Here is a 26,178-nt window from a genome sequence, read left to right as displayed (position 1 = left end):
TCAGACAAACCCCTTCAACCCGCCCAAGCCGCCCAAGCCGCGATCCACCATGCCGCGTAACGCCGCCCTTCGCTTGATGCCGGTAGGCGACACCGACAGCTTCACACCCAGCCCGAAGCGGCCGGTGCGCGTGCGCGCCCGCTCCATGCCGGCCGACACCCACTTCGAGCCGCATTCCCATGCCTGGGCGCAACTGGCCTACTGCGCCACCGGCGTGGTGCAGGTCACGGCCGAAAGCGACGGCGCGGGCGGCGAAATCACCTACATCGTGCCGCCCTCGCGCGCGGTGTGGATCGCCCCCGGCGCGCTGCACCACATCACCGTGCTGGAGGCCGCCGAGTTCCGCACGCTTTACATCGACGCCAGCGCCACGCCCAAGGGCTGGAGCGGCTGCCGCGTGCTGGTGGTGTCGCCGCTGCTGCGCGAGTCGATCAGCGCGCTGGACGCGGCCTCGCCAGGGAACCCACTGGCCCCCTCCCGCGAGCAACTGCTCAGCGGCCTGGTGCTGGACGAACTCACGCATGCCGACATCCAGGCGCTGGGCGTGCCCATGCCGCATCCGCAAACCGGCGACAAGCGGCTGCGCGCCCTGTGCGAGGCGGTACTGCGCGCGCCGTCCGAGCGGGCCACCCTGGCCGAATGGGCGGCGGACACCGGCGCCAGCGAGCGCACCGTCGCCAGGCTGTTCCGCGACGAGCTGGGCCTGAGCTACCAGCAGTGGCGCCAGCAAGCCATCCTGGCCCACGCCCTGCCCCTGCTCACGCGCGGGCTGTCGGTCAGCGCCGTAGCGGCGGCCAGCGGTTATGCCAGCGACAGCGCCTTCACCGCGATGTTCAAGGCGGCGATGGGGCAGCCGCCCAGTCACTTCCAGAAATAAGCGCAGCGGGCCTAAAGCTCCCGGGCCGCCTGCCACAGCCCCTGCTTGCCGACGGCGCCATACCAGGCCAGGAAGCGCCTGCGCTGGCTTTCAAAAGGCTCGGTCAGCGGCTGCCGCGGGTCCTGGCTCAGCGCATAGGCCATGCCCTCCACAAACCATTGCGGCTTGAACAGCAGGCGCAAGGTGCCCAGGCGCTCGGCCTGCGCATGGTGGATCAGTTCGTGGCGCACAAAAAAGGATTCCCAGGCGCGCGGGCCTATCACCGTGCCCCAGGTGCCCACAGTGACCGCCGCGCGCGCACCCAGGCCGAACGCGTCGGCGCAGGCCTGCGTCGCGCAAAAAATGACGCGGGGTTTGCTTTTGAAGGGACCCAGCAGCTCCGGCACAAAAGCCACGGCCTCCGCGTACAGGCCGGCGGCCTCTACCTGCCGGGTGGGGTCGTCGACGCAGACCGACGCATTCAGGCAGCTCACGCCCACCAGGCTTGGCGCGACCACCCGCACGGGCCTGACCGCGAACCAGGTGATCAAGGGGACTGCCGCCAGCATTACCAGCAGGCGGACTTTCAGCGAAGGGCGTCCCAGGCGCATGCAATGCCGGTCAGCGACAAGGCCCGGGCATGCGGCCTTCAGCGGCGGTCAAACGCCGCATTCAGCCGGCGCAGCAAGGGCTTGTTGAGCTCCCGGGTGTGCCGGTTCCAGCGGTCCATGGAGCGCTGCAATTCAATTTGCAGGCGCGCGCTGGTGGCGGTGTCGCCGGTGGTCGCGGCCCAGATGGCGTATTCGGCGCGGCTTTCGAAACTGCCGAAACGCTCCACGGCGGACTCGAATTCCGCCCTGGCATCCACGCCCCTGCCGGCGCCCGCCAGCGCCTGGGCCAGCAGCAGCGAAACCTGTTCCGCGCGGAAGCCAGCGTCGGTCTTGCGAATGAACTCCAGGTGGGTAATCGCCTCCGCATAACGCTCGCAGGCGAAATAAGCGCGCGAGGCACCCATCCTGATCTCCAGGTCGGATGCGAACGGGCCCTTGAGGCAGGCGTCGTAGCTCTGGGCGGCCTCCAGGGGTTGGCCGGCTTCGAGCAGCGCGGCGGCCAGCCGCATCTGGTTCTGCGCGGTCGGCGTGTAGTCGAAGGCGGCATGCGCCTCCTTGAGCTCGCGCGTGGGATTGAGCGTTTTCGCGGCAGCGGCCACCACCTTGCGCGCGCCGCGTTCCAGCCGCGAGTCCGGCAGGTAGACCGCCAGGAAGTAGACGATGCTGCCCAGCAGGGGGAAGGAGAACAGGATGATCAGCCAGTACAGCTGCTGGCCGCTGCGCAGGGCGTGGACGGCGAAGAACACCGCCACCATGAAATGCAATCCCAATCCGACAAAAGGCATGGCGCACCCCTCCAGGTTATTTTGGGGGCCATTCTAAGGGGCTGCCAAGACAGCTACCCCATGCTTTCGACCGCCGGTGGACGTTCCGGGGACGATCGGTAGCCGGTGCTCATCACTGGCCGCCGATGCCGCCATCCTTGTTCCAGTAGCCGCTGGCCATCAGGCGCTCGCGCACCATGGCGCGCGCCCGGTGCAGCCGGCTCTTGACCGCCTCCACGCCCAGGCCCAGCTGCTGCGCCACCTCGGGCGCCGTGAGTTCATCGACGTCGCGCAGGATCAGCACCTCCCGATAGGCCTCAGGCAAGGCGGCGATGGCGCGGCTCAAATCCAGCCGCAGATCCAGCGGCAGCGCCTGCGCCGCGACAGCTTCCACATCGACGCCCTCCTGGCCCTGCGCGGCCTTGCGGCCGCGAAACAGGCGAAAGCATTCGCGCTCGACAATGCGAAACAGCCAGACGGCAAAGGTCGCGGCGGTGCGCAGTGCGCCTATCTTGCGGTAAAGCTGCCACAGCGCGGCCTGCACCGCGTCTTCCGCGTCCTCGGCGCTGGAACAGGTGCGGCGCGCAAAGCGCTTGAGATCGGGCTGGCACTGCGTGAGCAGCTGGGCAATGGCCTGGGTGTCGCCGCCGCGCGCGGCGTCGACCAGTTGGGCGCTGGCTTTCATGGTTTGCCCTTGGCTGCGGGCTTGCGGCCGACGAGTGCGCAAGCGGGGCAAAAGCCGGCGATACCCGTCAGGCCCAGCCCCGCCGCGCTGGCCAGGGCAAGCGCCGTGGGCCAGCCTGCCGGCAGCCACAGCAAGCCGGCGCAGGCCAGCAGCAGCGCGCCGCCCAGGCGCAGAGCCCGCTCCCAGGCGGGAAGATTTCGTTGCAGGAAAAACATCAGGAACTCCTTGGCTGTGGTGGATGCTGACAAAGAGGCCTGTTGGCGCAAAAAGGGTTCGGATTTTTCAAAATTATCTTATCGGCTCGCCGTGGCTATGCCGGGAACGCGTGCCGCGCGTGTGGCACGGCTGGCTATCATGGCCCATGCCTATCCAAAGCAGCTTGGGGAAAACACAGGGCGCCTGGCCATACGCGGCTGGCTGCGCGGTGCTGGCCTTTCTGCTGGCCGCCACCGGTCCGGCGCAGGCGCAGCCCGCGGCACAGGGCCACCCGGCGCTGCTGCACGCGCTGAACACTTTGCGCCAGGAAGGTTGCGCAAAAGGCAGCCGCCCGGCCGCCCCGCTGCGTGAAGATGCCGCGCTGTCGCAGGCCGCGGCGCTGGTCGCGGATGGCCGCAAGCTCGACAGCGCGCTCAAAACCGTGGGCTACCGCGCCGTCAGCACCCTGCAGATCACGGTGCGCGGCGCCGGCGGGGCCGCGGCCCTGACACAAAAAGCACTCGGCAGCTCTTGCGGTGCCGCCCTGCATGCTGAACTGGTGGAGGCAGGCTTCCACCAGCGCGGCACACAAACCTGGGTGGTGCTGGCGGCGCCCTTTTCGCCGCCTGCGGCGGCGCAGGCGGGCGAAGTGCAGGGTCGGGTGCTGGCGCTGGTCAACGAAGCGCGCTCCCGGCCGCAGCGCTGCGGCGACAAGGCTTTTGCGCCGGCGCCGCCGCTGCGGCTGAACCCCACGCTGTACGGCATTGCAAACGCCCATGCGGGCGACATGGCGCGCCACGACTACTTCAGCCACACCGGCCGCGACGGCAGCACGGTGGACGGCCGGGCCACGCGCGCCGGCTACGCCTGGCATGCCATCGGCGAGAACATCGCCGCAGGCCAGCTGAGCGCCGATGCGGCCGTGCGCGGCTGGATGAACAGCCCCGGCCACTGCGCCAACATCATGTCGCCGGATTTCAGCGAAATGGGGGCCGCCTTTGTGGTGAACCCGCAAAGCAGCGCGGGCATCTACTGGGCGCAGGTGTTTGGGACGGCGCCTTGACGGCCAGGCGCTAGATCAGGCGCTTGAGCAAGCCCATGACCTGCTCGAAGCGCTTGCCATACGGAGGGTAAAACAAATCCCCGCGTGCCCACTTGGACTGCAGCATCACCGGTTTTTGCTGCGACAGGCGCAGGAAGCCGGTTTCGCCGTGGTAGGCGCCCCAGCCGCTGTCGCCGACGCCGCCAAAGGGCAGGTTTTCATGGGCGATGTGCATCAGCGTGTCGTTCACCGTGACGCCGCCGCTCACGGTGCGCGCCAGCACATGGTCGCGCGAGCCGGCGTCGGTGCCGAACCAGTACAGCGCCAGCGGCCGCGGCCTGGCGTTGACGTAGCGGATCGCTTCGTCGATGGCCGTGTAGGGAATCACCGGCAGTATGGGGCCGAAGATTTCCTCGCTGATCAGTTTCGAGCCGGCGGGGGCGTCGAACACCAGCACCGGTGCCATCTGGCGTGACGCCGCACCCACGCCGGCCGTACCTGGGGCTATGGCCTGCACCCGCGCGCCCTCGCCTTCGGCCTGCGCCAGCAGCGCCTGCAGCCGCTCCAGGTGGCGCGGGCTGATGATGGCTGCGTAGTCGGGGTTGCCGACGATGGTCGGAAACAGGGTCGCCACGGCGCGGGCAAAAGCCTCGGCGAACGCAGTTTCGCTGCCCCGGGGCAGCAGCACGTAGTCGGGCGCGATGCAGGTCTGGCCGGCGTTGAGCAGCTTGCCGTGCGCGATCTTGATGGCGGCCTTGTCGATGTCGCAGGAGGCATCGATGATGCAGGGGGACTTGCCGCCCAGCTCCAGCGTGGTCGGCGTCAGGTTGGCGGCGGCGGCCTCGGCCACCTTGCGGCCCACGGCGGTGGAGCCTGTGAAAAACAGGTGGTCAAACGGCAGGCCGGCGAATTCGGCGGCCAGTTGGCCGTCGCCCTGCACCACGCAAAGCTCGTCGGGTGCAAAGGATTGCCCCAGCAGCGTAGCCAGCAGTTCCGAGGTGCGCGGCGTCAGTTCGCTGGGCTTGAGCATCACGCGGTTGCCCGCGGCCAGCGCGGTGATGACCGGGCCCAGCGAAAGCTGCACCGGATAGTTCCACGGTGAGATCACACCCACCACGCCCAGCGGCTGGCGCTGCAAATAGGCGCGCGCGGGCTGCAGATACAGCGGCGTGCGCACCTTGACGGGTTTCATCCAGCGGGACAGCTGCCTGAGCGTGCTGGACAGCAGCGAGCGCAGCACAAAAATGTCAGCGATTTCGGTGAGCTGCGGCGAGCGCACGCCGAAGTCGGCATTGACGGCCTGCGCCAGTTCGGCGCCGTGCTGGTCCAGCAAGGCGCGTATGCGCAGCAGGCGGTCCCGGCGCAGCGCCAGCGGCACTTCGGCCTGTGCGCGGCTGGCCTGGTGCTGGGCGTCAAACAGGGTGCGAAGTGCTGTCCGGGGGGTGCTGGAAATCATCCGGCCATGATAGGGAGCACCGGGCCCGCGCAGTAGGGGCGCAACTCCAGCGCGACTGCGGGTTGACCCTGAGGCCGCCGCCCCTATATAAAACCTGACGTATTCGGCTGACAGCCGGGCCGGCGTTTATGCGCCAAGATGGCTGGCAGCTAACCCATCCCTGATGAAAGTGTTTCATGGAATTCAAGGATTACTACAAGGTCATGGGCGTGGAGCGCGACGCCACGCCCGATGAGATCAAAAAAGCCCATCGCAAGCTGGCGCGCAAATACCACCCGGACGTCAGCAAGGAAAAAAACGCCGAGGCGCGCTTCAAGGAAATCGCCGAAGCCTACGAGGTGCTGCGCGACCCTGAAAAGCGCGCCGCCTACGACCAGTTGGGCGCTGACTACCAGGCCGGGCAGGACTTCCGTCCGCCGCCGGGCTGGAACCCGGGGCGGGCTTCGGGCGGCGCCGCCGGCGGCCACTTTGGCGGTGCCGAAGGTTTTGACCACAGCGATTTTTTCGACGCCATCTTCCGCGGCATGGGCGGCGAGCCGCAAGCCCGGGGCGGCTTTGGCGGCATGCGCGGCGGCCACGGCTTTGACATGCACGGCCAGGACCAGCACGCCAAAATCCAGATCGACATCGGCGACTCGTACAGCGGCGCGACACGCAAGCTGCAGCTGCGCATGCCGGTGGAGGACGAAACCAGCGTGACGATGCAGGACCGGACCATCGAATTCGTGATTCCCAAGGGCATACGCGCCGGCCAGCACATCCGCCTGGCGGGCCAGGGTGCGCCCGGCATCGGCAAGGGCAGCGCCGGCGACCTCTACCTGGACGTCGAATTCCTGCCGCATGCCCTGTACCGCGCCGAAAGCCACGACGTCTACATGACCCTGCCCGTCGCGCCCTGGGAGGCCGCGCTGGGCGCCGAGGTGGAAGCGCCCACGCCCACGGGCGAGGTGGAGCTGAAAATCCCGCCGGGCTCGGCCAGCGGGCGCAAGCTCAGGCTCAAGGGGCGTGGGCTGCCGGCCAAGACGCCCGGGGACTTTTATTTTGTGCTGCAGGTCGTCCTGCCGGCCGCCGACACGGAGGCGGCAAAGAAAGCGTATGAAAACATGGCGGCGACGTTCAAGGCCTTCAGGCCGCGCGCCGGCCTGCAAAACCCCGGAGGCAAGGCATGAACACCCCCACTCGCTACCTCGCCGGTTTCATCCTGGAAGAGCAGGAGGAACTCACGCTCGACGACCTCTGCCGGGCTTGCGCCGCGCAGTCGGAACTCATCATGGACCTGGTGCAGGAAGGCGTACTCGCGCCCCTGGGCCCGGCGCCTGAGGTCTGGCGCTTCACCGGCGTGCACCTGCACCGCGCCACGGTGGCCGTGCGCCTGCAGCGTGACCTGGGCGTGAATCCGGCCGGCGCGGCCTTGGCACTGGAGCTGATGGACGAACTGGACAGCCTGCGCGCGCAGCTAAGCCGGCTGGAAAACCTTTAAGCCAGGAAAAGCGCGCGGTGGCAGAATCGGTCGCCATGCCCGACACCGCCGCGCCCGCCCTCAAAAACATCTTCGATCCCGCGCGCTACCGCCACATCGCGGCGCAGACCGCGGCGGTTTACCCGCGTTTTGACGGCAAGCAATTCCTGGCACTGGCGCTGCCCGGACTGGACGCGTTGTCGCTGATGCAGCGCCTGCGGCGCACCAGCGAATGCCTGCACGCCACGCTGCCCACCGACTACCGCAAAAGCATCGCCATACTGCGCAAGCTCGCGCCGCGCATCAACAGCGGCTTTGTGACCCTGGTGCTGCCGGACTATGTGGGCCTGTACGGGCGCGAGGACTTTGACACCTCCATGGAGGCGCTCAAATTTTTCACCGCCTTCGGCAGCTCGGAGTTCGCCATCCGCGAGTTCATCCGCCAGGACCCCGAGCGCACGCTGGCCGTGATGAAAACCTGGGCCAAGGACCAGAGCGAGCATGTGCGGCGCCTGGCCAGCGAAGGCAGCCGCCCTCGCCTGCCCTGGTCTTTCAGGCTGGAGGCCTTGATGGCCGACCCTGAGCTGGCCGCGCCCATCCTGGAGGCGCTCAAGGCCGACGGCAGCCTCTATGTGCGCAAGTCGGTGGCCAACCACCTCAACGACATCACCAAGTTGCACCCCGAGTGGGTGCTGGGGCGCCTGAAAAGCTGGCCGCTGGAGAACCCGCATACCGCGTGGGTCGCGCGGCATGCGCTGCGCACGCTGATCAAGCGGGGCGACAAACAGGCGCTGGGCGTGATTGGCGCGGGCAAAAAGGCGGCCGTCAGCATCAGCGGATTTTCCGTCTGCCCGAAAAAACTCAGCCTGGGCGAGCGGCTGGAGCTGTCGTTCACGCTGCAGTCCACCTCGCGCCAGAGCCAGCGCCTGGTGGTGGACTACGCCATCCACTACGTCAAAAAGGCCGGCAGCAGCTCGGCCAAGGTCTTCAAGCTCAAGGAACTGGACCTGGCGCCGGGCCAGAGCCTGCGCCTTTCGCGCAGCCAGGTGGTGCGCGACTTCACGACACGCGTGCACCATGCGGGCCGCCATGAAGTGGACATCATGGTCAATGGCGAGCGCCTCGCCAGCGGCTTTTTTGAGCTTTTGAAGCCTTGAGCTGACATTTGCTTGCCCTTCTTGCACAGGGGCGGTTTGCACGGCGTGCGGGTTTTGTACATTAGAAACCCGGGCCGCGCGAGCCCACAGCATCCAACACATACCAGGAGGGATATCCCATGAGCACCCAATACCTACGGCACCTGCGCCCCGCATTCAGCACGCTGGGCCTGCTGCTGCTCCTGTCCGCCTGCGGAGGCGCGGGCGGCGAGGAAATCGGCGCGGTGGACACCGTGTTCAAGTTCATAGGCCCGGACCACAAGATCGTGGTCGACGCCTATGACGACCCCAAGGTCGCCGGCGTCACCTGTTATGTGTCGCGCGCCAAGACCGGCGGCCTCAAAGGCGCGTTCGGCCTGGCCGAGGACAAGGCCGAGGCCTCCATCGCCTGCCGGCAGACCGGCGTCATCAGCTTTGGCGACAAGCCACTGGACAAGCAGGAAGAAATGTTCAGCGAGCGCATCTCGCTGGTCTTCAAGAGGCTGCGCGTGGTGCGCATGATAGACACCAAACGCAACACGCTGGTCTACCTGACCTATTCGGACCGCGTCATAGAAGGCTCGCCGCAAAACAGCGTCACGGCCGTTCCGGTGCCGGCCGGTACCGTGATCCCGGTCAAGTAGGCCTGACTTGCGCCCCAGCCGTGAAACTTCTTTCCCACCCAATCCTGGTTTCCACGCTGTGCCTGGCCTTCTGCCAGGCCGCCCACGGGCAGTTCCCTGACGAGAACCAGCAAGTACGCCAGTTGCTGGACCTAAAGATCCAGAGGGGCCTGTTTATCGCCGGCGACAATGCATCGAGCTCACCACAGGTACCCGCAAGCGCGGCCGACTGCAGCCCCGATCGTGTGCCCGATGCGACGCTCGACACGCTGCGGGAGATTGCCTTTCGCTGCGCACACGTGCGGGAGACCTATATACCGGCCGTGGCCAGGCTCAGTTCACTGCCGCTGCCTGGGGTTCCCTCTATCGCACTCCAGAAAAAGCCGGAAGCCGGCCAGGCCTTGAGCGCAAGGCTGGAGGCCGACGTATTTTTCAACATCTTTGACGCCTACCCCCCGCCCACTGCTTTCGAAAAACTCGCCGAGCTGATTGCCGCGATCAACAAATCCTCGGCCGTGAACTCGGTCACGCTGATCACAGGCACCGACAGCCTGGAAAGCCTGCTCCCCTGGTCCGACAGCTTGGCGCAGGCGCGCGGCCACCTTGTACATCGCTACCTGCTGGAAGCGGGACTTGACCCGAGCATTCCTGTCGCCACGCGCTCGCGGCTGCAAGCCGGTGCGGACAGCGCGGATGGTCGAGCCAGAGACCGGGTTGTTGAAATCAAGATCGGCACGACGAAAGCAGGCTTGCCGTACCTGGCGGCAGCACAAAGCTACGGGGCAAAAATCTCGGCGGCCATCAAGTCGCATATCGTCCTGACGGGTCCCATCCAGGGAAATCCCACTACCCAGGTGCAACTGCGTCTCGCCGACGACGGCCGCATAGTGGAAACAAAACTGGTGGCATCGAGTGGGATTCAGGCGTGGGATGAGGCGGTATTGAGAGCCTTGCAGAAAGTATCAATCATGCCGCGGGACGCAAACGGAATAGTCCCGAGCCAGATGATTCTTCACCTTCGGCCCTACTGAGGCTCACTGCGGTCGCCCCCCGAACGGCTTCGCGCAGCAGCGTCGCGGCCGTTCCGGTCAAGTAAGCCGGGCGCTTGATCGGCTTATTAGCCTATTTCGAAGCGGCGTTGCGCTTGCGCGTCGCCGCAGCCTTTCTGGCCGAAGCCGAGCGCTCGGCCGCGCTGCGTGACGCAGCCGCCGCGCCGCCCAGCCGCCCGCCCTTGCGCGAAGGCGCATGGTTTTCCGCCTTGCCGCGACCCGAGCCGGACTTCTTGCCGCCGCCGGTTTCCTTGTTCACCGTGGCCCAGGCGCGCCTCTCGGCTTCTTCCTGGCCGACGCCGCGGTCCTCATAGCCTTCCTCGATGTGCTCCGCCTTGCGCTTTTGCTTGTCGGTATAGGCCGATTTGTCACCTCTTGGCATGTCAGCTCCTTTCATGTTGACAAGTGTCCAACTTAGCGCCGCGCCACCGGCACTCTGGCGGAAAGCGACTGAAATTCGCGTCGGTGCCGTCCTACTGTCCCGGCCGCGCCGTATGGGTGTATAACCGGAGACCCCCCCGGTCCCGCGGCGTGTGATTTACGCCTTGCCGCAGGGCCCACCCCGGATACAACAACAGCAAGGAAGAACAGACATGGGCGCGCAGTGGAAAGCAAAAGGCAAGGAACTGGCCGCGAATGCCAGGGGCCGCTTGTTCGGCAAACTGGCCAAGGAAATCATGGTGGCGGCGCGCAACGGCGCGGACCCGGCCTCGAACGCGCGCCTGCGCCTGGTGGTGGAGCAGGCCCGCAAGGTCTCCATGCCCAAGGACACCCTGGAGCGGGCCATCAAGAAAGGCGCCGGCCTGACCGGCGACACCGTGCATTTCGAGCATGTGATTTATGAAGGCTTCGCGCCGCACCGCGTGCCCCTCATGGTCGAATGCCTGACCGACAACCTCAACCGCACGGCCTCGGAAATCCGCGTGCTGTTCCGCAAGGGGCACCTGGGCACCTCGGGCTCGGTCTCCTGGGACTTCGACCACGTCGGCATGATTGAAGCCGAGCCGCAAGTTGCCGGCGCCGACCCCGAACTCGCCGCGATTGAAGCGGGTGCCCAGGACTTTGAGCCTGGCCATGAAGAAGGCACGACAACCTTTCTGACCGACCACGCCGACCTGGACATCGTGAGCCGCGCCCTGCCCGCGCAAGGCTTTACCGTGCTGTCGGCCAAGCTGGGCTACAAGGCCAAAAACCCCATCAGCCCGGCCAGCCTGAGCGCCGCCGAACTCGAAGAAGTCGAAGCCTTCCTGGCGGCCGTCGATGCCAACGATGACGTGCAGAACATCTTTGTGGGCCTGGGCGACTGAACCAGCTACTGCCGTCTAGTTCGCGGGCACCTCATAACGGGGCCGTATCCGGGTTTTCTGCACGACGCCTGCCGGCGTGAACAGGACCACAAACTCGGCGCCCGGTATTTCGCTTTTGGGAGGCTTCTCCCGGTAAGCCCAGACTTCGTAGCCGCTGTCAAAGCGGACCACAGTGGCGGGGCCCAGCGCGGCGCTGACCTCGGCTTTGCTGCTGGTTCCGGGGATCACCATGGCCTGCGCGCCCTGCATGGACAGCTGGCTGTCGCGAAAAGGCGGGCGCGTTTCCTCAGGCGTGGCCGCGCAGCCCGCCAGCACCGCCAGGCCGATGCAGGCCAGCAGCTTGCCCGGCACCATCATCCGCCCTCCATGTAGTCAAACTCGACCAGCGTGTCGTCTGGCCAGCTGCGGTCGCCCAGCGGCAGGAAGTAGGTGCGGTCCACCAGCACTTCGCAGTCGCAGTCGGGCAGGTCCTTGTCCAGCTTGGGGTCGTCGCTCGCGGCGGCGTACAGCATGGCCAGGGGCAGGACTTCCCGGCGCGCGCCGGCCGCCAGTGTGACGCTGAACAGCGGGCGCTCGGAAAAGAACAGGTAGAGCGGCACTTTTTTGTCGCAATAGGCCGGCGTGTCGAACACCGCGCCGGCAATGCGGTCCACCACACCGCCGCTGCGTGAGACCAGGCCGGCCTCCATGCCCACCCTGCATTCCAGCCGCAAATCGCCCAGGCGCCGCGTGCCCGGCGGCAGGCCAGGCGTGCGGATCTCGGTGCGCCAGGTCATGCTTTGCGCCTTGCGGTTGGGAATGACCTGCGCATCCTCGGCAAAGGCCTTGGCGTCGCGCGGCAGGCTGAAAGTCCGGTCGGGCGCGATGGCCACGGGAAAGTCCATGGTCGTGCCTATCACTTCGATGGCAATCGCGTTCATATTGGTCTCGCGCCGGCGCGGCAGCAGCTTGAAGCGCAGCGAGGCATTGGGCGCCAGGCTTTTTTCACGCTCAAAGAGATCCATGCCGCGAATCATTTTCCGGTAGGACTTCTCGACCGGGTCGCTGTTGGCCTTGGCGCTGACCGTCACCGGCCGAAGGGTGCGCACCCCCGGGTCCGGGGTGTCAGTGGCCTGGGCACCGGCCTGCGAGCCCGCAGCCAGGACCGCCGCCAGGCAGGCGGTGCGCAGCGCGGCGCGGGCAAGGCGGTTGGGCATGGCGTATCCAGTGGGTAGACGCCCATGGTAGGCCGCGCAGGGCGGCGCAGCTGTAGGACGATTCCAGCATTTCCCCCATGGCACAGACGTAAAAAAACCCGCCCCGGCGCGAGCCAGGGCGGGTTGTGAGGCTCACCATGAAAACGGTGGCCCGGAGCCTGTCAACAGGCCTCTAGTGAACCGTCGATTCAAACCTGAACACACCCGGCTCGCGGATAGGGTCCACGTCCACCGGTATCGTGCTCTTGGGCGGGAAACGCCCTTCCAGCAGCAGCTTGCTCAGCGGGTTCTCGATGCGCTGCTGGATGGCGCGCTTGAGCGGCCTGGCGCCGAACACCGGGTCGAAGCCGACCTTGGCGAGCTCGGCGATCGCCGCTTCCGACACGTCCAGCGTGAGGTCCATCTTCTGCAGCCGGGCGATGAGCACCTTGAGCTGTATGCGGGCGATGGACTCGATGTTCTTCGCATCCAGCGCGTGGAACACCACGGTCTCGTCAATCCGGTTCAGGAACTCCGGCCGGAAATAGTTCTTGAGCTCATCGGTCACCGCGTCCTTGATCTCTTCCGTCGGCTTGCCGACCATGGACTGGATGATGGGCGAGCCGATGTTGCTGGTCATGACGATCACGGTGTTCTTGAAGTCCACCGTGCGGCCCTGGCCGTCCGTCAGGCGCCCGTCGTCCAGCACCTGCAGCAGCACATTGAACACGTCGGGGTGGGCTTTTTCGACCTCGTCGAGCAGCAGCACGCTGTATGGCTTGCGGCGCACGGCCTCGGTCAGGTAGCCGCCCTCCTCATAGCCCACGTAACCCGGAGGCGCGCCTATCAGGCGGGCCACCGAATGCTTTTCCATGAATTCGCTCATGTCGACGCGTATCAGGTGGTCTTCACTGTCGAACAGGAAGCCGGCCAGCGCCTTGCACAGCTCGGTCTTGCCCACGCCCGTGGGGCCCAGGAACAGGAAGGAGCCGGTTGGGCGGTTCGGGTCACTCAGGCCCGAGCGCGAGCGGCGTATGGCATTGGCCACCGCGCTGATGGCCTCGTCCTGGCCGACCACGCGTTCGTGCAGCTTGCCTTCCATCTGCAGCAGCTTGTCGCGCTCGCCCTGCATGAGTTTGCTGACCGGGATGCCGGTGGCGCGCGCCACGACCTCGGCGATCTCTTCAGCGCCGACCTGGGTGCGCAGCAGCGTGGGCGCGTTGGACTTGCCCTTGCTGGCTTCGCTGTCCTGCGCTTCCTTCAGGCGTTTTTCAAGTTCGGGCAGCTTGCCGTATTGCAGCTCGGCAACCTTGTTGAAGTCGCCCTTGCGGGTGAATTCCTCGATCTGGAAACGGATGCGGTCGATTTCCTCCATGACGTCCTTGGAACCCAGCGCCTGGGCTTTTTCGGCCTGCCAGATTTCGTCGAGGTCGGAGATCTCTTTTTGCAGTTTGGCGATTTCCTCTTCGATGAGCTCGAAGCGTTTTTGCGAGGCCTCGTCTTTTTCGCGGCGCACGGCTTCGCGCTCGATTTGCAGCTGGATCAGGCGGCGGTCGAGCTTGTCCATGACCTCGGGCTTGGAGTCCATCTCGATCTTGATCTTGGCCGCGGCTTCGTCGATCAGGTCTATGGCCTTGTCGGGCAGGAAGCGGTCGGTGATGTAGCGGTGGCTCAGTTCGGCCGCGGCCACGATGGCCGGGTCGGTGATCTGCACGCCGTGGTGCGCTTCGTATTTTTCCTGCAGGCCGCGCAGGATGGCAATGGTGGCCTCCACCGTGGGCTCGCCGACCAGGATTTTCTGGAAGCGGCGCTCCAGCGCGGCGTCTTTTTCGATGTACTTGCGGTATTCGTCGAGTGTGGTGGCGCCCACGCAGTGCAGTTCGCCGCGCGCGAGAGCGGGCTTGAGCATATTGCCGGCGTCCATCGCGCCTTCGGCCTTGCCGGCGCCCACCATGGTGTGCAACTCGTCGATGAAGACGATGGTCTGGCCTTCATCCTTGGCCAGTTCATTGAGCACGGATTTCAGGCGCTCTTCAAACTCGCCGCGAAACTTGGCGCCGGCCAGCAGCGCGGCCATGTCGAGCGAGAGCACGCGCTTGCCCTTGAGGGAGTCGGGCACTTCGCCGGCCACGATGCGCTGGGCCAGGCCTTCGACGATGGCGGTCTTGCCGACGCCGGGCTCGCCGATCAGCACGGGGTTGTTTTTGGTGCGGCGCTGCAGCACCTGGATGGCGCGGCGGATTTCATCGTCGCGGCCTATGACCGGATCCAGCTTGCCCAGGCGGGCGCGCTCGGTCAGGTCCATGCAGTATTTTTTGAGGGCTTCGCGCTGGCCTTCGGCGTCGGCGCTGTTCACGCCCTGGCCGCCGCGTACCGCGTCAATCGCGGCCTCAAGTGCTTTGCGGGTCAGGCCGTTCTCTTTGGCCAGGCGGCCGACGTCGCTTTTGCTGTCGGCCACGGCCAGCAAAAAGAGCTCACCGGCGATGAACTGGTCATTGCGTTTGATGGCTTCTTTTTCGGTGGCCTGTAGCAGCTTGGCAAGCTCGGAGCCGACCTGGATCTGGTCCTGGCCCTGCACCTGGGGCAGCTTTTTGACGGCGGCGTCGGCAGCCTGCGTGAGGCCGCCCACGTTGACGCCAGCCTTTTCCAGCAGCGCGCGCGGGCCATCGTCCTGGCGCAGCATGGCGGCCAGCAGGTGAACCGGCTCGATGTAGCCGTTGTCATTGCCCAGCGCGAGGGATTGCGCGTCGCTCAGGGCTTCCTGGAACTTGGTCGTGAGTTTGTCTTGTCGCATGGAGAGTGTTCCCAATGGTTGATCCCTACAGACATTGGGGGTATGGGCGCCTTTTCAAGGCCTGCCGGGGCCGCCCTAGGCCGTGGCCGCGCGGCGCAGGGCCTTGGCCCGCGACTCGACACCGCGCACGATCACGTCGACCCAGGCCTCGAAACCGCTGTCCAGCGGCTGGCCGTCTCCGCTGGACCAGCGCAGCACAAACGCCCGGTTCTGCATCGCGCCCAGGTGCCGCGCAAGCGCGGGCTGGCGGACGGCATCGACGCGGGCGATCTGGGCGCGGCAGGCACTTTCCCAGGCCTGGGCGTCTTCGGCCGGCGCGGTGGACAGCTCCATGGTGGCGAAACCACACATGGCGGCAAACACCACGTTGTAGGCATCGACCAGGTCGGCGCCGGCAAAACCGGCGTCTTCGAGCAACTGCACCAGGTGGTCCAGCATGGTGGCGTCGAAGGTCGCGTTGTAGATCAGTTCGCTGGCCACCAGGGGGGCCAGCCTGGGGTGGCGCCTGAGCACCTCGCGGTAGCGGCGCAGCAAGGCGGCCAACCTGTCCTGCCAGCGGCCCGTGACCAGGTCGTCGGCCACGCCGTTCATGGCCAGGGCCACCGCCCCCGAAATCAGCTCATTGCGGCTGGGCACATGCCAGTAAATCGCCGAGGGAAACACCTTGAGCGCCTGGGCCAGTTCGCGGATGTTGAAGGCCTGCGGACCCTGGCGGTCTATCAGCGCCAGCGCGGCCTGCAGGATGGACTCGCGGCTCAGCGCCGCGCCGCCCGCCGCGTCCCCGGGTTTTGGCGGGCGCCCGGCGCGGCGGGGTGGAGGCGGTTTGGTGGGCAAGGCGGTTTCCAGAAGCAGAAATAATGCGCCATTTTATGGCTTATTGAAAAGTGTTCAATTAATATTGAACTTCGTACAATTAATTCTCGACAGCCTCTTTCATCCCCCAAGCTAACTCAAGGAAATCTCCATGCACAAGGTCAAAACCGGTGAATTCGAGGGCGGATGTGCCTTTGTTGAAGGCGAATTCGTTCCCCTGTCGGAAGCCAAGATCTCCCTGTTTGACTGGGGTTTCACCCGCTCGGACGTGACCTATGACGTGGCCAGCACCTGGCAAGGCGCTTTTTTCCGGCTGGGCGACCATATCGAGCGCTTTTTCAACAGCATGGAAAAAATGCACCTGGCGATCCCCTACAGCCGCGGCGAGCTGCGGGACATCCTGCACGCCTGCGTGCGCGCCGGCGGCCTGCGGGACGCCTACGTCGCCATGGTCTGCACCCGCGGCGTACCGCCGCGCGGCGCGCGCGACCCGCGCCTGGCGCAGAACCGGTTTTACGCCTATGCCCTGCCCTATGTCTGGATCGCCTCGCGCGAAAAGCAGCTGGCCGGGCTGGACCTGCACATCAGCGACCGCCAGCGCATTCCGGCGGCCTCGGTGGACCCGACCGTCAAGAACTACCACTGGATGGACATGGTGCAGTCCATGTTCGATGCCTACGACCGTGGGCGCGACACCAGCTGCGTGGTGGACGCTGCCGGCAACATCACCGAAGGCCCGGGCTTTAACGTGTTCATGGCCAAGGATGGCACCGTGTACACGGCCGACCAGGGCGTGCTCCAGGGGATTTCGCGGCGCACCGCGATGGAGCTGTGCGCGCGCCTGGGCATCCCGCTGAAGACCGGACCGGTGCCTGCCGCGCTGCTACGCAGTGCCGACGAGGTGTTTTTAAGCTCGACCGGCGGCGGCATTTTGCCGATCGCCAAGCTCGATGGCGTGCCGCTGCCGCAGTTCCCCGGCCCCATCACGACACGGCTGTATGAGGCCTACTGGGCGATTCATGACGAGGCGGCGTACCGGGACCCGGTCAGCTACTGAGCGTCAGGCGTTGAATGCGCGTATGCCCCATTTGGCCAGGGCCGCGTCATCGGCCACACGCGCATCGACCCAGCGCGCGCCCTCTGGCGTTTGTTCTTTTTTCCAGAACGGCGCCTGGGTCTTGAGGTAGTCCATCAGGAACTCGCAGGCCCTGAAGCTTTCGCCGCGGTGCGCGGAGGTCACGGCCACCATCACCACTTGGTCCAGCGGCTGCAGCAGGCCGACGCGGTGGATCACACGCGCGCCGAAGATGTCAAAGCGCGCCATGGCCTCGTCGATCATGGCCTCTATGGATTTTTCGGTCATGCCGGGGTAGTGCTCCAGCTCCATGCTGCTGACGCTCAGGCCGTCATTGCGGTCGCGAACCGTGCCGGTGAAGGTGCAGACGGCACCCACCCGCTTGTCGCCGGCGCGCAGTGCGGCCACCTCCTCGGCGAGGTTGAAGTCAGCTGTGGTGATCAGGACGCGCGGTGAAGCCATAGTGGCAATTTTGCCACTCGCCCACCCGCAAAGCAGCCGCCTACGGTAAGATTTGCCGCATGACTGGCCACACCCACCGCTTCGCCACCCGGACGCACGACAGCGCCCGCGGCCTTGTGGCGTGCGCCAGCAAATCGAAAAAACCGTTGCTCATTTGACCGGGGCTGCGGTTCCGTCGTCGAATGAGCGATGGAACCGCCGGTTACTTCCAAGTCTTTTGCGGACACCCTTCTCTTGTTCTGATGGCGGCCTTTCAAGCCGGTCAGTTTTTTGGGATGTGTCTTTATGCAAACAGCGCTCAGTGCCAACCAGGCCGATCAGGCCAACACCGATTTCTCGGGTCTCTGGATCCCTCTTGTCACCCCGTTTGACCAGGACAAGGTCGACCATAGCGCACTCAAGCGCCTCGTGGCGCACTACAAGGGCAGCGGCATCGCCGGGCTGGTGGTCTGCGGCTCCACCGGTGAAGCCGCCGCGCTGGACGAGGACGAGCAGCTGGCAACACTGCAGACCGTGATGGCCGAGGCCCCCGGCCTGCCGGTGGTCATGGGCCTGTCGGGCTACCACCTGGGCAAGACGGCCGATCGCATCAAGGCCCTGGGCACACTGGGCCTGGCTGGCATCCTGCTGCCGGCGCCCAGCTATATACGGCCTTCACAGGCCGGGCTGATCGAATGGTTTACCGCGCTGGCCGACGTGAGCGCCGTGCCGGTAATCCTGTATGACATTCCCTACCGCACGGGCAGCCGCCTGGAGCTTGAAACCATTTTGGCGCTGGCCGATCACCCGCGCATCCAGGCGCTCAAGGACTGCGGCGGCGACCCGGCCAAAACGCGGGCGCTGATTGCCGATGGGCGCCTGCAGGTGCTGGCGGGCGAGGATGTGAATATTTTCGCGACCGCTGCGCAGGGCGGACGGGGCGCGATTGCGGCGGCGGCCCATCTGCACACGGAACGTTTTGTGCAAGTGTTGAAGCGCATCCAGGCGGGCGACCTGGCGGGGGCCCAGGCCTTGTGGGCGCCGCTGCAGCCGCTGATTGAGAGCCTGTTCGCCGAGCCCAACCCCGGGCCGCTCAAAGCCGTCCTGGCCGGGCAAGGCCTGCTTCGCAATGAGCTGCGCAGCCCGATGACACAGGCCTCCGCCGAACTGGCCGAGCGCCTGCAGGGGCTGGATGCACTGCTTGCCGCCTGAAGGGGCGGGATCAGCCGCCGGTCACAGGCGGGAAGAAAGCGACTTCGCAGCCTTCGCTGAGGGCAGCCGCTTCATCGCACATGACCTGGTTGAGCGCCATGCGCACCGACCTGCCGCGCGCCAGGCTAGCGGCATGCGCGGGCGTGGCCGCGAGCAGCTCGTCGCGCAGGGCCGCCAGCGTGGTGGCGCGGGTATCACGCAGCTCGCTGCCCTGCCCTATGGCTTCGCGGATGGAGGCAAAGTATTTGACGGTGACTTTCATGGGAAGGCCTTGATGTGGCGCGTCAGGCCATCAGCGCCGAAAACGGGATGAACCGCACCATGTCGCCATGGGCAATCGCCTGGCCGGCCGGGTTGTCGATCAAGCCGTCGCCCCAGACGGCCGAGGTCAGCACGCCCGAGCTCTGGTTGCCGAACAGCTCCAGCCCACCGGCGGTATTGCGCCTGGCGCGCAAAAACTCGCGGCGCTTGTCGGCTTTGGGCCAGTCGAAATGCGCGGGCAATGCGATGGGGCTGGGGGCCACCTCGGCCGCGCCCTGCAGCTTGAGCAGGAAAGGCCGCACCAGCATCAGAAAGGTCACAAAGCTGGACACCGGGTTGCCCGGCAGGCCGACGAAATGCGCGCCGCCTAGCTTGCCGTAGGCGAAGGGCTTGCCGGGCTTCATGGCGATCTGCCAGAGGGCGAGTTCGCCCAGCGCCTGCACGGCCGGCTTGATGTGGTCTTCCTCGCCGACGGACACGCCGCCGCTGGTGAGGATCAGGTCGTGCGCCTGGCTCGCGCCCTTGAGCGCGGCGATGGTGGCGTCCAGCCGGTCGGGCACGATGCCGAGGTCGGTCACCGTGCAGCCCAGGCGCAGCAGCAAGGCGCGCAAAAAGAACCGGTTGGAGTTGTAGATGGCGCCGGGCTTCATGTCGGCCGGCGCAACCTCACCAGGCATGACGAGTTCATCGCCGGTCGAGAACAAGGCCACACGTACCCGGGGCGCGACCTGCAGTTTGTCAAAGCCTATGCTGGCGGCCAGGCCCAGCGAGGCGGGCGAGAGGCGTTCACCGCGGCGCAGCACCACCGCGCCGGCGGCTACGTCTTCGCCGCGACGGCGAATCCATTGGCCGGGTTTCGGCTGGGCCTTGATGCGCACGCCCTCATCCACGGCCTCGCAGTCTTCCTGCATGACCACGGCATCGGCGCCGGGTGGAATGGGTGCGCCGGTGAAGATGCGCGCCGCCGAGGCCGGCGCCAGGGCATGGCCGCTGCTGCCGGCCGGAATGCGCTGGCCGACCCGCAGCACAGCGCCTTCGGCCCAGTCGGCTGCGCGCACGGCATAACCGTCCATGGAGCTGTTGTCGTGCGCCGGCACGTCGAGGCTGGAGAGCAGGTCCTGCGCCAGCACGCGGCCGTCCGCGTCAAAAGTGGAGACCGCCTCAACACCGTGCAGCGGCGCGGCGCGGGCCAGCAGCTCGGCCAGCGCCTGGTCCAGCGGCTTCAGGGGCGCGCGGCCGGGCTGGGGCACAGGGTTGGCGGGCGTGGCGGTGGAGGCAGAACTCATCGTCGGGGTGTCCGGAACAAGGGCATGAACAGAACAAAGCTGGCTGGCTTGGGGCTGGCCTTTACCCAGGCCTAGCCGAAGCGGTCTTCGAAGGAATAGGCAAAGCGTTCCTGATTGTTGACCAGGTACTCGGCCACGGCATCGCCATCGTTCAAATCCAGCACAGGGCGCAAGGTTGCCTGGGGCAACTGGCCGGGGGCGTCGGTGGCGATGGCGACGATGAAATCGTCGTCCATGTAGAGGCAGGGCTTGCCGGCGTATTCGGCTGAAGGGCCGCGCCAGACCTCGATCTTGAGCAGGTCGCTGCTCTTGAAGCCTTCGACCAGCACCCAGTCCACACCGCCGTAAAGCTCGGCGATCAGCTGGTGTACCGTCATCTCGGCCGGCTTTTCAAACTCGCGCATCAGCGCCATCCGATTTTGCGAAGCCACCACCACCTCAAAGGCGCCGGCCACGCGGTGGCGGAAGGTGTCCTTGCCGGGATGGTCGATGTCGAATTTGTGGTGAGCATGCTTGACCACCGACACGCGCAGGCCGCGCGCCTTGAGCGCGGGGATCAGCTTTTCGACCAGCGTGGTCTTGCCCGAACCGGAGTAGCCGGCGAAGCCGATGACGTTCATGGCCGGGCTTTCCAGGCGGGGCCGCGGCCCGGATCAATGCACATGGTCGGCGATGTAGCGCTTGATCACGGCCGCATCGGCGGGCAGCAGCTTGACGCGCTTGGGCAGGTCCTCCATGCCTTCGAACTTGGCGGGCCGCTCGGGCACATGGCCCAGCGCCTCTTCAATCGTGGCCGCGAACTTGATGGGCAGCGCGGTCTCCAGCACGACCATGGGCACGCCAGGCTGAAGCTGCTCGCGCGCCACCTTCACGCCGTCGGCGGTGTGCGTGTCTATGGTGATGGCGAAGCGCTTGTGGGTGTCGCGAATCGTCGCGAGCCGGTCCGCATGGATGCTCTTGCCGCTCACAAAGCCGTAGCGCTGCGCGGCCGACTTGAAGGCCGGCTCGGCGCCGAGGTCAAAGCGGCCCTGGCTGCCGAGCTGGTCGTGGAACAAGGCCCTGGTCTTGGCGCCGTCGCGGCCCAGCAGGTCGAACACAAAGCGCTCGAAGTTCGAGGCCTTGGAAATGTCCATGGAGGGGCTGGAGGTCTCGTGCGTGTCGGCGCTGCTGCGCACGCGGTAGACGCCGGTGCGAAAGAACTCGTCGAGCACGTCGTTTTCATTGGTAGCCACCACCAGCTTGCCTATGGGCAGGCCCATCATGCGGGCCACATGGCCGGCGCAGACATTGCCGAAGTTGCCGGAAGGGACGGTGAAATCGACCTTGGCGGTGTTGCTGTTCGTGGCCTGGAAGTAACCGGCGAAGTAGTAGACCACCTGCGCCATGAGGCGCGCCCAGTTGATGGAGTTGACGGTGCCGATCTTGTACTGGCGCTTGAAGGCCAGGTCGTTGGACACGGCCTTGACGATGTCCTGGCAGTCGTCGAACACGCCTTCGATCGCGATGTTGTGGATGTTCTCGTCCTGCAGGCTGAACATCTGCGCTTGCTGGAAGGGGCTCATGCGGCCGTTCGGCGAGGTCATGAAAACGCGCACGCCTTTTTTGCCGCGCATCGCGTATTCGGCCGCGCTACCGGTATCGCCGCTGGTGGCGCCCAGGATGTTGAGCTCTTCGCCGCGGCGCACCAGCTCGTATTCGAACAGGTTGCCCAGCAATTGCATGGCCATGTCCTTGAAGGCCAGCGTGGGGCCGTTGGACAGGGCTTCAAGGTAGAGGCCGCCCTCGAGCTTCTTCAGCGGGACGATGGCTTTTGTGCCGAAGACCTCTTCGGTGTAGGTCTTGCGGCAGATCGCCCGGAGGTCGGCGGCGGGAATGTCGTCGACATACAGCGAGAGGATTTCGAAAGCCAGGTCGGCATAGGCCAGGCCGCGCCATCCGGCCAGCGTCGCCTCGTCAACCTGGGGGTAGCTTTCAGGCAGGTAGAGACCACCGTCCGGCGCCAGGCCCTCGAGCAGGATCTCGCAAAAGCGCTTGCGGTCGGCGTGGCCGCGGGTGGAGAGGTACTGCATCAGGCCAGCTCCTCCTTGCGGATGCGCGTGATGGGCGCCAGCACCGTGGGCAGCCCCTGCATTTGCGCCAGGGCGTTGTTCATCTTCGCTTCCACGCAGTCGTGCGTGAGGATGATGAGGTCGGTGTGGGTGGAACCCTCGCCGCCCACTTCATCGGCTTCGCGCTGCAGCACGGCGTCTATGCTGATGCCCGCGCTCGCCAGGATGCCAGTGACCTTGGCCAGAACGCCGGCCTCGTCGGCGACTTTCAGGCGCAGGTAGTAGCTGGTGACGACCTCGGACATGGGTACCACGGGCAGGTCGCTCATGGCGTCTGGCTGGAAGGCCAGGTGCGGCACGCGGTGCTCGGGGTCGGCCGTGTGCAGGCGGGCGATGTCCACCAGGTCGGCGATCACGGCGCTGGCGGTGGGCTCGCTGCCCGCGCCCTTGCCGTAGTACAGCGTGGTGCCGACGGCGTCGCCCTGCACCACCACGGCATTCATCGCGCCTTCGACGTTGGCGATCAGGCGTTTGGCCGGCACCAGGCTGGGATGCACGCGCAGCTCGATGCCGTTGGCGGCGCGCTTGGTGATGCCCAGCAGCTTGATGCGGTAGCCGAGCTGCTCGGCATAGCGGATGTCCTGCGCGGCCAGGCCGGTGATGCCTTCGACGTAAGCCTTGTCGAACTGCACCGGGATGCCGAAGGCGATGGCCGACATCAGGGTGACCTTGTGGCCGGCGTCCACGCCTTCGATGTCGAAGGTGGGATCGGCCTCGGCGTAGCCCAGGCGCTGCGCTTCTTTCAGCACGGCGTCGAAGTCCAGGCCCTTGTCGCGCATCTCGGACAGGATGAAATTGGTCGTGCCGTTGATGATGCCGGCGATCCACTGGATGCTGTTGGCGGTCAAGCCTTCGCGCAGCGCCTTGATGATGGGGATGCCGCCGGCGACGGCCGCCTCAAACGCCACCATCACGCCCTTGCGGTGGGCCGCCGCGAAAATCTCGGTGCCGTGCACGGCCAGCAGCGCCTTGTTGGCGGTGACCACGTGCTTGCCGGCCTCAATGGCTTCCAGCACCAGTTGTTTGGCAATGCCGTAGCCGCCTATGAGCTCGATCACGATGTCGACGTCGGGGCTGGCCACGACCTTGCGCGCGTCGTCCACCACCTGCACACCCGCGCCGACGGCCGCCTTGGCGCGCGCCACGTCAAGGTCGGCGACCATGGTGATTTCAATGCCCCGGCCGGCACGGCGGCGGATTTCTTCCTGGTTGCGCTGCAATACGTTGTAGGTGCCGCTGCCCACGGTGCCTATGCCCAGAAGGCCTACGCGGATGGGGCTCAAATTCGTCGGTTTCATAGTCGCTCGGGTCTTGCTTTACGTTGATCTTGGATGCCCGCACCCCAAGGGGTGCGAAAAAAGGAGAGGGGCCGAATACAGGGTCAAATTCGGTTGTTGCGGTAGTTCTCGAGGAACTTCGCAATGCGGCCTATGGCTTCGCGCAGGTCTTCCTCATGCGGCAGGAAGACGATGCGGAAGTGGTCAGGCTCGGCCCAGTTAAAGCCCGTGCCCTGCACCAGCATGACCTTGGTCTCCTTGAGGAGTTCCAGGAAGAACTGGCGATCGTCCTTGATCGGGTAGACCTCGGGATCCAGCCGCGGGAACATGTAGAGCGCGGCGCTGGGTTTGACACAGGTGACGCCGGGAATGGCGGTGATGAGTTCATAGGCCATGTCGCGCTGGCGGCGCAGGCGCCCGCCCTCGCAGGTCAGGTCGTTGATGCTCTGGTAGCCGCCCAGCGCGGTCTGTATGGCCCACTGGCCCGGCACGTTGGAGCACAGCTTCATGTTGGCCAGCATGTTCAGGCCTTCGATGTAGTCCTGCGCCTGCTTCTTGGGGCCGGACACCACCAGCCAGCCGGCGCGGTAGCCGCAGGAGCGGTAGCTTTTGGACAGCGAATTGAAGGTCAGCGTGAGCACGTCGGTCGACAGGCTGGCAATCGCCGTGTGCTTGACGCCGTCGTAGAGCACCTTGTCGTAGACCTCGTCGGCGAGGATGACCAGGCCGTGCTCGCGCGCGATGCCGATGATGCCCTTGAGCAGCTCGTCGGAATACAGCGCGCCCGTGGGGTTGTTGGGGTTGATGACCACGATGGCCTTGGTCTTGGGCGTGATCCTGGCGCGGATGTCGTCCAGGTTGGGCATCCAGCCATTGCCTTCATCGCAGCGGTAATGCACCGGCGTGCCGCCCGAAAGGCTGGTGGAGGCGGTCCACAGCGGGTAGTCTGGCGCTGGCAACAGCAGCTCGTCGCCGTCGTCGAGCAAGGCGTTGGTCGCCATGGAGATCAGCTCGCTCGCGCCGTTGCCCAGGTAGATGTCGTCCAGCGTGACGCCCTTGATGCCCTGTTTCTGGGTTTCGTGCATCACGGCCTTGCGCGCCGCAAAAATGCCCTTGCTGTCCGAATAACCGGCCGAGGCGGGCAGGTTGCGGATCATGTCCTGCTGGACTTCCTCGGGCGCGTCAAAACCGAACACCGCGAGGTTGCCGATATTGAGCTTGATGAGCTTCTGGCCCTCTTCCTCCATCTGCTTGGCGGCGTCCATGATCGGGCCGCGGATGTCGTACAGCACATTGGCAAGCTTGGCGGATTTGTTGATCGGTTTCATGAAACGTTAGGAAGACTTTGGACGGAGGCCGCGCCGCTCACCCTGCCGCCAACCGGGGCGATACGGCGCATTGCGGCGTGGAATTCGGGCGGAATCTATAATTTGACCACATAAAAGAGGCTTTTCGCTGGCAAAACAGCCGCGCACAAGCCCTCCGCGCACAGCCGCGCCACACCTCACAACGCCCGGACCCTTTCCGCATGAAACTTCAGCCAGACCGCCTCGATGTCCAGTCCATCCTCGGCTACGGCCCCGGCTGGGTGGGCCTGGGCCGCGAGGGTGTGGCCGAAAAAATCGAGCACAGCGTCGTGATCGGCTCGCGCGGCGAGAAATTCGACTGGAACTGCGCACGCTTTGAGCAGCTCACCGCCGAGCATTTCGCCCGGCTGGCCGAAACCCGGCCCGAACTCGTGATTTTCGGCAGCGGCGCCCGCCTGCGCTTTGTGCCCCCCGCGTTTCTGCGCGCCCTGATGGAGCAACGCATAGGCGTTGAAACCATGGATACGCTCGCCGCCTGCCGCACCTACAACATCCTCGCGGGTGAAGGCCGCCAGGTGATTGCCGCCTTGCTGATTGAAACAGAAGGAACAGAAGCCTGAAATGACCTCTCTTTCAGGGTAAAATCTAGGGTTGCACTTGGCACCACATCCCGGGATGACGTCCCGGGTCGGTTGTCAAAAGGCGCGGCCAATTACAACTACTTTCGTCAGGGTCTACTCAGTATGGCAGTCGTCGTCAATAAACCACTCCCCGAATTTGAAGCGATCGCCACCGGCGGCATCAAGGTTTCCAACCAGTCCCACCTCGGCAAAGTCGTGGTGCTGTACTTCTATCCCAAGGACAACACGCCTGGCTGCACCACCGAAGCCATGCAGTTCCGTGACCGCTACAAGGACTTCGTGAAGGCCGGCGCGACGGTCTTCGGCGTCTCCCGCGACAACATGAAATCCCACGACGAGTTCAAGTCCAAGCTTGAACTGCCGTTCGAGCTGATTGCGGACACCGAAGAAAAAATGTGCCACATGTTCGGCGTGGTCAAGAACAAGATCATGTACGGCAAAAAGGTCAAAGGCATTGAGCGCAGCACCTTCCTGGTGGGCGCCGACGGCCTGCTCAAAGAGGAATGGCGCGGCCTGAAAGTGCCCGGCCATGTGGACGACGTGCTCAAGGCCGTCAAAGCCCTCAAAAAAGCCGCCTGAAACCCCACTGAGGCCAGTTAGCAACA

Annotated in this window: 29 protein-coding genes; 12 read left to right on the top strand and 17 right to left on the bottom strand. The window is 65.6% G+C overall.

The features are described 5' to 3' along the window. Positions 1-49 precede the first annotated feature (49 nt). On the top strand, positions 50-877 hold the full coding sequence (locus ACEN9P_RS20740; RefSeq protein ID WP_495620329.1) for an AraC family transcriptional regulator: 828 nt from the start codon (positions 50-52) through the stop codon (positions 875-877). A gap of 11 nt (positions 878-888) precedes the next feature. On the opposite strand, the gene ACEN9P_RS20735 is transcribed toward ACEN9P_RS20740, so the two are convergent. The 4 genes from ACEN9P_RS20735 to ACEN9P_RS20720 all read right to left on the bottom strand — a co-directional run bounded on the left by ACEN9P_RS20735 (position 889) and on the right by ACEN9P_RS20720 (position 3,131). Continuing rightward, positions 889-1,467 (bottom strand): hypothetical protein, encoded by a 579-nt coding sequence (locus ACEN9P_RS20735; protein WP_477663204.1) that lies wholly within the window; start codon positions 1,465-1,467, stop codon positions 889-891. Between the two features lie 38 nt (positions 1,468-1,505). Then, positions 1,506-2,252, bottom strand: coding sequence for a hypothetical protein (locus ACEN9P_RS20730; protein WP_477663205.1), 747 nt, complete (start codon positions 2,250-2,252; stop codon positions 1,506-1,508). 112 nt (positions 2,253-2,364) lie between these two features. Then, the gene (locus ACEN9P_RS20725; RefSeq protein WP_477663206.1) at positions 2,365-2,916 is read right to left on the bottom strand and encodes an RNA polymerase sigma factor; all 552 of its coding nucleotides are present in this window, start codon (positions 2,914-2,916) and stop codon (positions 2,365-2,367) included. Next, on the bottom strand, positions 2,913-3,131 hold the full coding sequence (locus ACEN9P_RS20720) for a YgaP-like transmembrane domain (RefSeq protein WP_477663207.1): 219 nt from the start codon (positions 3,129-3,131) through the stop codon (positions 2,913-2,915). The genes ACEN9P_RS20725 and ACEN9P_RS20720 overlap by 4 nt, the downstream gene beginning before the upstream one ends. A gap of 164 nt (positions 3,132-3,295) precedes the next feature. Here ACEN9P_RS20720 and ACEN9P_RS20715 point away from each other — a divergent pair, with 164 nt between their 5' ends. Continuing rightward, the gene (locus ACEN9P_RS20715; protein ID WP_495620328.1) at positions 3,296-4,174 is read left to right on the top strand and encodes a CAP domain-containing protein; all 879 of its coding nucleotides are present in this window, start codon (positions 3,296-3,298) and stop codon (positions 4,172-4,174) included. Positions 4,175-4,184: 10 nt separating this feature from the next. Here the strand turns inward: ACEN9P_RS20715 and ACEN9P_RS20710 are convergent, their stop codons facing one another. After that, positions 4,185-5,609 (bottom strand): coniferyl aldehyde dehydrogenase, encoded by a 1,425-nt coding sequence (locus tag ACEN9P_RS20710; protein WP_495620327.1) that lies wholly within the window; start codon positions 5,607-5,609, stop codon positions 4,185-4,187. 176 nt (positions 5,610-5,785) lie between these two features. Here ACEN9P_RS20710 and ACEN9P_RS20705 point away from each other — a divergent pair, with 176 nt between their 5' ends. The 5 genes from ACEN9P_RS20705 to ACEN9P_RS20685 all read left to right on the top strand — a co-directional run bounded on the left by ACEN9P_RS20705 (position 5,786) and on the right by ACEN9P_RS20685 (position 9,858). Next, entirely contained in the window at positions 5,786-6,778 is a 993-nt protein-coding gene (locus tag ACEN9P_RS20705; RefSeq protein ID WP_477663010.1) for a DnaJ C-terminal domain-containing protein, read from the top strand. Further along, positions 6,775-7,089, top strand: coding sequence for a chaperone modulator CbpM (locus ACEN9P_RS20700; protein WP_477663009.1), 315 nt, complete (start codon positions 6,775-6,777; stop codon positions 7,087-7,089). The genes ACEN9P_RS20705 and ACEN9P_RS20700 overlap by 4 nt, the downstream gene beginning before the upstream one ends. A 35-nt stretch (positions 7,090-7,124) precedes the next feature. Next, on the top strand, positions 7,125-8,225 hold the full coding sequence (locus tag ACEN9P_RS20695) for a DNA alkylation repair protein (RefSeq protein ID WP_477663008.1): 1,101 nt from the start codon (positions 7,125-7,127) through the stop codon (positions 8,223-8,225). Positions 8,226-8,344: 119 nt separating this feature from the next. Further along, positions 8,345-8,848: a CreA family protein gene (locus ACEN9P_RS20690; RefSeq protein WP_477663007.1), complete on the top strand. Its 504-nt coding sequence runs from the start codon at positions 8,345-8,347 to the stop codon at positions 8,846-8,848. Between the two features lie 20 nt (positions 8,849-8,868). Next, positions 8,869-9,858, top strand: coding sequence for an energy transducer TonB (locus ACEN9P_RS20685; RefSeq protein WP_477663006.1), 990 nt, complete (start codon positions 8,869-8,871; stop codon positions 9,856-9,858). A gap of 91 nt (positions 9,859-9,949) precedes the next feature. Here ACEN9P_RS20685 and ACEN9P_RS20680 read toward each other — a convergent pair whose 3' ends face one another. Next, entirely contained in the window at positions 9,950-10,258 is a 309-nt protein-coding gene (locus ACEN9P_RS20680) for a plasmid stabilization protein (protein WP_477663005.1), read from the bottom strand. 211 nt (positions 10,259-10,469) lie between these two features. Between ACEN9P_RS20680 and ACEN9P_RS20675 the strand changes: the two genes are divergently transcribed. Further along, positions 10,470-11,183 carry a YebC/PmpR family DNA-binding transcriptional regulator gene (locus tag ACEN9P_RS20675; protein WP_074575234.1) on the top strand — a complete coding sequence of 238 codons (714 nt, stop codon included), beginning with the start codon at positions 10,470-10,472 and terminating at the stop codon, positions 11,181-11,183. A gap of 15 nt (positions 11,184-11,198) precedes the next feature. Here the strand turns inward: ACEN9P_RS20675 and ACEN9P_RS20670 are convergent, their stop codons facing one another. From ACEN9P_RS20670 to ACEN9P_RS20655, 4 genes are all read right to left on the bottom strand, one after another. Continuing rightward, the gene (locus ACEN9P_RS20670; RefSeq protein ID WP_477663004.1) at positions 11,199-11,540 is read right to left on the bottom strand and encodes a hypothetical protein; all 342 of its coding nucleotides are present in this window, start codon (positions 11,538-11,540) and stop codon (positions 11,199-11,201) included. Then, positions 11,537-12,379, bottom strand: a complete 843-nt coding sequence (locus ACEN9P_RS20665) for a hypothetical protein (protein ID WP_477663003.1) — start codon at positions 12,377-12,379, stop codon at positions 11,537-11,539. Before ACEN9P_RS20665 ends, ACEN9P_RS20670 begins: the two co-directional genes overlap by 4 nt. A 172-nt stretch (positions 12,380-12,551) precedes the next feature. Continuing rightward, on the bottom strand, positions 12,552-15,152 hold the full coding sequence (clpB, locus tag ACEN9P_RS20660) for an ATP-dependent chaperone ClpB (RefSeq protein ID WP_477663002.1): 2,601 nt from the start codon (positions 15,150-15,152) through the stop codon (positions 12,552-12,554). Between the two features lie 75 nt (positions 15,153-15,227). Beyond that, positions 15,228-15,986, bottom strand: coding sequence for a TetR/AcrR family transcriptional regulator (locus tag ACEN9P_RS20655; protein ID WP_495620326.1), 759 nt, complete (start codon positions 15,984-15,986; stop codon positions 15,228-15,230). Between the two features lie 130 nt (positions 15,987-16,116). Between ACEN9P_RS20655 and ACEN9P_RS20650 the strand changes: the two genes are divergently transcribed. Further along, a complete protein-coding gene (locus ACEN9P_RS20650) occupies positions 16,117-17,022 on the top strand; it encodes an aminotransferase class IV (protein ID WP_495620325.1) in 906 nt (301 codons plus the stop codon). Positions 17,023-17,025: 3 nt separating this feature from the next. On the opposite strand, the gene ACEN9P_RS20645 is transcribed toward ACEN9P_RS20650, so the two are convergent. Further along, the gene (locus tag ACEN9P_RS20645; RefSeq protein ID WP_495620324.1) at positions 17,026-17,502 is read right to left on the bottom strand and encodes a molybdenum cofactor biosynthesis protein MoaE; all 477 of its coding nucleotides are present in this window, start codon (positions 17,500-17,502) and stop codon (positions 17,026-17,028) included. 285 nt (positions 17,503-17,787) lie between these two features. Here ACEN9P_RS20645 and dapA point away from each other — a divergent pair, with 285 nt between their 5' ends. Continuing rightward, a complete protein-coding gene (dapA, locus tag ACEN9P_RS20640; RefSeq protein ID WP_495620323.1) occupies positions 17,788-18,693 on the top strand; it encodes a 4-hydroxy-tetrahydrodipicolinate synthase in 906 nt (301 codons plus the stop codon). A 10-nt stretch (positions 18,694-18,703) separates the two neighbouring features. Here the strand turns inward: dapA and ACEN9P_RS20635 are convergent, their stop codons facing one another. The 6 genes from ACEN9P_RS20635 to ACEN9P_RS20610 all read right to left on the bottom strand — a co-directional run bounded on the left by ACEN9P_RS20635 (position 18,704) and on the right by ACEN9P_RS20610 (position 24,953). Then, positions 18,704-18,955 (bottom strand): MoaD/ThiS family protein, encoded by a 252-nt coding sequence (locus ACEN9P_RS20635; protein ID WP_495620322.1) that lies wholly within the window; start codon positions 18,953-18,955, stop codon positions 18,704-18,706. A 22-nt stretch (positions 18,956-18,977) separates the two neighbouring features. Next, on the bottom strand, positions 18,978-20,240 hold the full coding sequence (locus ACEN9P_RS20630) for a molybdopterin molybdotransferase MoeA (RefSeq protein WP_495620321.1): 1,263 nt from the start codon (positions 20,238-20,240) through the stop codon (positions 18,978-18,980). A gap of 71 nt (positions 20,241-20,311) precedes the next feature. Next, entirely contained in the window at positions 20,312-20,860 is a 549-nt protein-coding gene (mobB, locus tag ACEN9P_RS20625) for a molybdopterin-guanine dinucleotide biosynthesis protein B (RefSeq protein WP_477662996.1), read from the bottom strand. A gap of 33 nt (positions 20,861-20,893) precedes the next feature. Next, a complete protein-coding gene (thrC, locus tag ACEN9P_RS20620) occupies positions 20,894-22,309 on the bottom strand; it encodes a threonine synthase (protein ID WP_477662995.1) in 1,416 nt (471 codons plus the stop codon). Next, on the bottom strand, positions 22,309-23,631 hold the full coding sequence (locus ACEN9P_RS20615; RefSeq protein ID WP_477663017.1) for a homoserine dehydrogenase: 1,323 nt from the start codon (positions 23,629-23,631) through the stop codon (positions 22,309-22,311). The genes thrC and ACEN9P_RS20615 overlap by 1 nt, the downstream gene beginning before the upstream one ends. Before the next feature lie 98 nt (positions 23,632-23,729). After that, complete coding sequence (locus ACEN9P_RS20610) at positions 23,730-24,953, bottom strand: pyridoxal phosphate-dependent aminotransferase (protein ID WP_477662994.1); 1,224 nt, start codon at positions 24,951-24,953, stop codon at positions 23,730-23,732. A gap of 200 nt (positions 24,954-25,153) precedes the next feature. Between ACEN9P_RS20610 and ACEN9P_RS20605 the strand changes: the two genes are divergently transcribed. Next, complete coding sequence (locus ACEN9P_RS20605) at positions 25,154-25,552, top strand: Mth938-like domain-containing protein (protein WP_477662993.1); 399 nt, start codon at positions 25,154-25,156, stop codon at positions 25,550-25,552. Between the two features lie 123 nt (positions 25,553-25,675). Beyond that, on the top strand, positions 25,676-26,152 hold the full coding sequence (locus ACEN9P_RS20600) for a peroxiredoxin (protein ID WP_007867029.1): 477 nt from the start codon (positions 25,676-25,678) through the stop codon (positions 26,150-26,152). The last annotated feature ends 26 nt before the right edge of the window (positions 26,153-26,178 follow it).

Source organism: Polaromonas sp. Polasp52 (genome assembly GCF_059491565.1).
This window is presented reverse-complemented; position numbering and strand designations above follow the sequence as displayed.

Excerpts from the sequence above, each read along its gene's own strand:
- ACEN9P_RS20740 (WP_495620329.1), top strand. The coding sequence starts at position 50 with ATGCCGCGTAACGCCGCCCTTCGCTTGATGCCGGTAGGCGACACCGAC.
- ACEN9P_RS20735 (WP_477663204.1), bottom strand. The coding sequence starts at position 1,467 with ATGCGCCTGGGACGCCCTTCGCTGAAAGTCCGCCTGCTGGTAATGCTG.
- ACEN9P_RS20730 (WP_477663205.1), bottom strand. The coding sequence starts at position 2,252 with ATGCCTTTTGTCGGATTGGGATTGCATTTCATGGTGGCGGTGTTCTTC.
- ACEN9P_RS20725 (WP_477663206.1), bottom strand. The coding sequence starts at position 2,916 with ATGAAAGCCAGCGCCCAACTGGTCGACGCCGCGCGCGGCGGCGACACC.
- ACEN9P_RS20720 (WP_477663207.1), bottom strand. The coding sequence starts at position 3,131 with ATGTTTTTCCTGCAACGAAATCTTCCCGCCTGGGAGCGGGCTCTGCGC.
- ACEN9P_RS20710 (WP_495620327.1), bottom strand. The coding sequence starts at position 5,609 with ATGATTTCCAGCACCCCCCGGACAGCACTTCGCACCCTGTTTGACGCC.
- ACEN9P_RS20705 (WP_477663010.1), top strand. The coding sequence starts at position 5,786 with ATGGAATTCAAGGATTACTACAAGGTCATGGGCGTGGAGCGCGACGCC.
- ACEN9P_RS20700 (WP_477663009.1), top strand. The coding sequence starts at position 6,775 with ATGAACACCCCCACTCGCTACCTCGCCGGTTTCATCCTGGAAGAGCAG.
- ACEN9P_RS20695 (WP_477663008.1), top strand. The coding sequence starts at position 7,125 with ATGCCCGACACCGCCGCGCCCGCCCTCAAAAACATCTTCGATCCCGCG.
- ACEN9P_RS20690 (WP_477663007.1), top strand. The coding sequence starts at position 8,345 with ATGAGCACCCAATACCTACGGCACCTGCGCCCCGCATTCAGCACGCTG.
- ACEN9P_RS20680 (WP_477663005.1), bottom strand. The coding sequence starts at position 10,258 with ATGCCAAGAGGTGACAAATCGGCCTATACCGACAAGCAAAAGCGCAAG.
- ACEN9P_RS20675 (WP_074575234.1), top strand. The coding sequence starts at position 10,470 with ATGGGCGCGCAGTGGAAAGCAAAAGGCAAGGAACTGGCCGCGAATGCC.
- ACEN9P_RS20670 (WP_477663004.1), bottom strand. The coding sequence starts at position 11,540 with ATGATGGTGCCGGGCAAGCTGCTGGCCTGCATCGGCCTGGCGGTGCTG.
- ACEN9P_RS20665 (WP_477663003.1), bottom strand. The coding sequence starts at position 12,379 with ATGCCCAACCGCCTTGCCCGCGCCGCGCTGCGCACCGCCTGCCTGGCG.
- clpB (WP_477663002.1), bottom strand. The coding sequence starts at position 15,152 with ATGCGACAAGACAAACTCACGACCAAGTTCCAGGAAGCCCTGAGCGAC.
- ACEN9P_RS20650 (WP_495620325.1), top strand. The coding sequence starts at position 16,117 with ATGCACAAGGTCAAAACCGGTGAATTCGAGGGCGGATGTGCCTTTGTT.
- ACEN9P_RS20645 (WP_495620324.1), bottom strand. The coding sequence starts at position 17,502 with ATGGCTTCACCGCGCGTCCTGATCACCACAGCTGACTTCAACCTCGCC.
- dapA (WP_495620323.1), top strand. The coding sequence starts at position 17,788 with ATGCAAACAGCGCTCAGTGCCAACCAGGCCGATCAGGCCAACACCGAT.
- ACEN9P_RS20635 (WP_495620322.1), bottom strand. The coding sequence starts at position 18,955 with ATGAAAGTCACCGTCAAATACTTTGCCTCCATCCGCGAAGCCATAGGG.
- ACEN9P_RS20630 (WP_495620321.1), bottom strand. The coding sequence starts at position 20,240 with ATGAGTTCTGCCTCCACCGCCACGCCCGCCAACCCTGTGCCCCAGCCC.
- mobB (WP_477662996.1), bottom strand. The coding sequence starts at position 20,860 with ATGAACGTCATCGGCTTCGCCGGCTACTCCGGTTCGGGCAAGACCACG.
- thrC (WP_477662995.1), bottom strand. The coding sequence starts at position 22,309 with ATGCAGTACCTCTCCACCCGCGGCCACGCCGACCGCAAGCGCTTTTGC.
- ACEN9P_RS20610 (WP_477662994.1), bottom strand. The coding sequence starts at position 24,953 with ATGAAACCGATCAACAAATCCGCCAAGCTTGCCAATGTGCTGTACGAC.
- ACEN9P_RS20605 (WP_477662993.1), top strand. The coding sequence starts at position 25,154 with ATGAAACTTCAGCCAGACCGCCTCGATGTCCAGTCCATCCTCGGCTAC.
- ACEN9P_RS20600 (WP_007867029.1), top strand. The coding sequence starts at position 25,676 with ATGGCAGTCGTCGTCAATAAACCACTCCCCGAATTTGAAGCGATCGCC.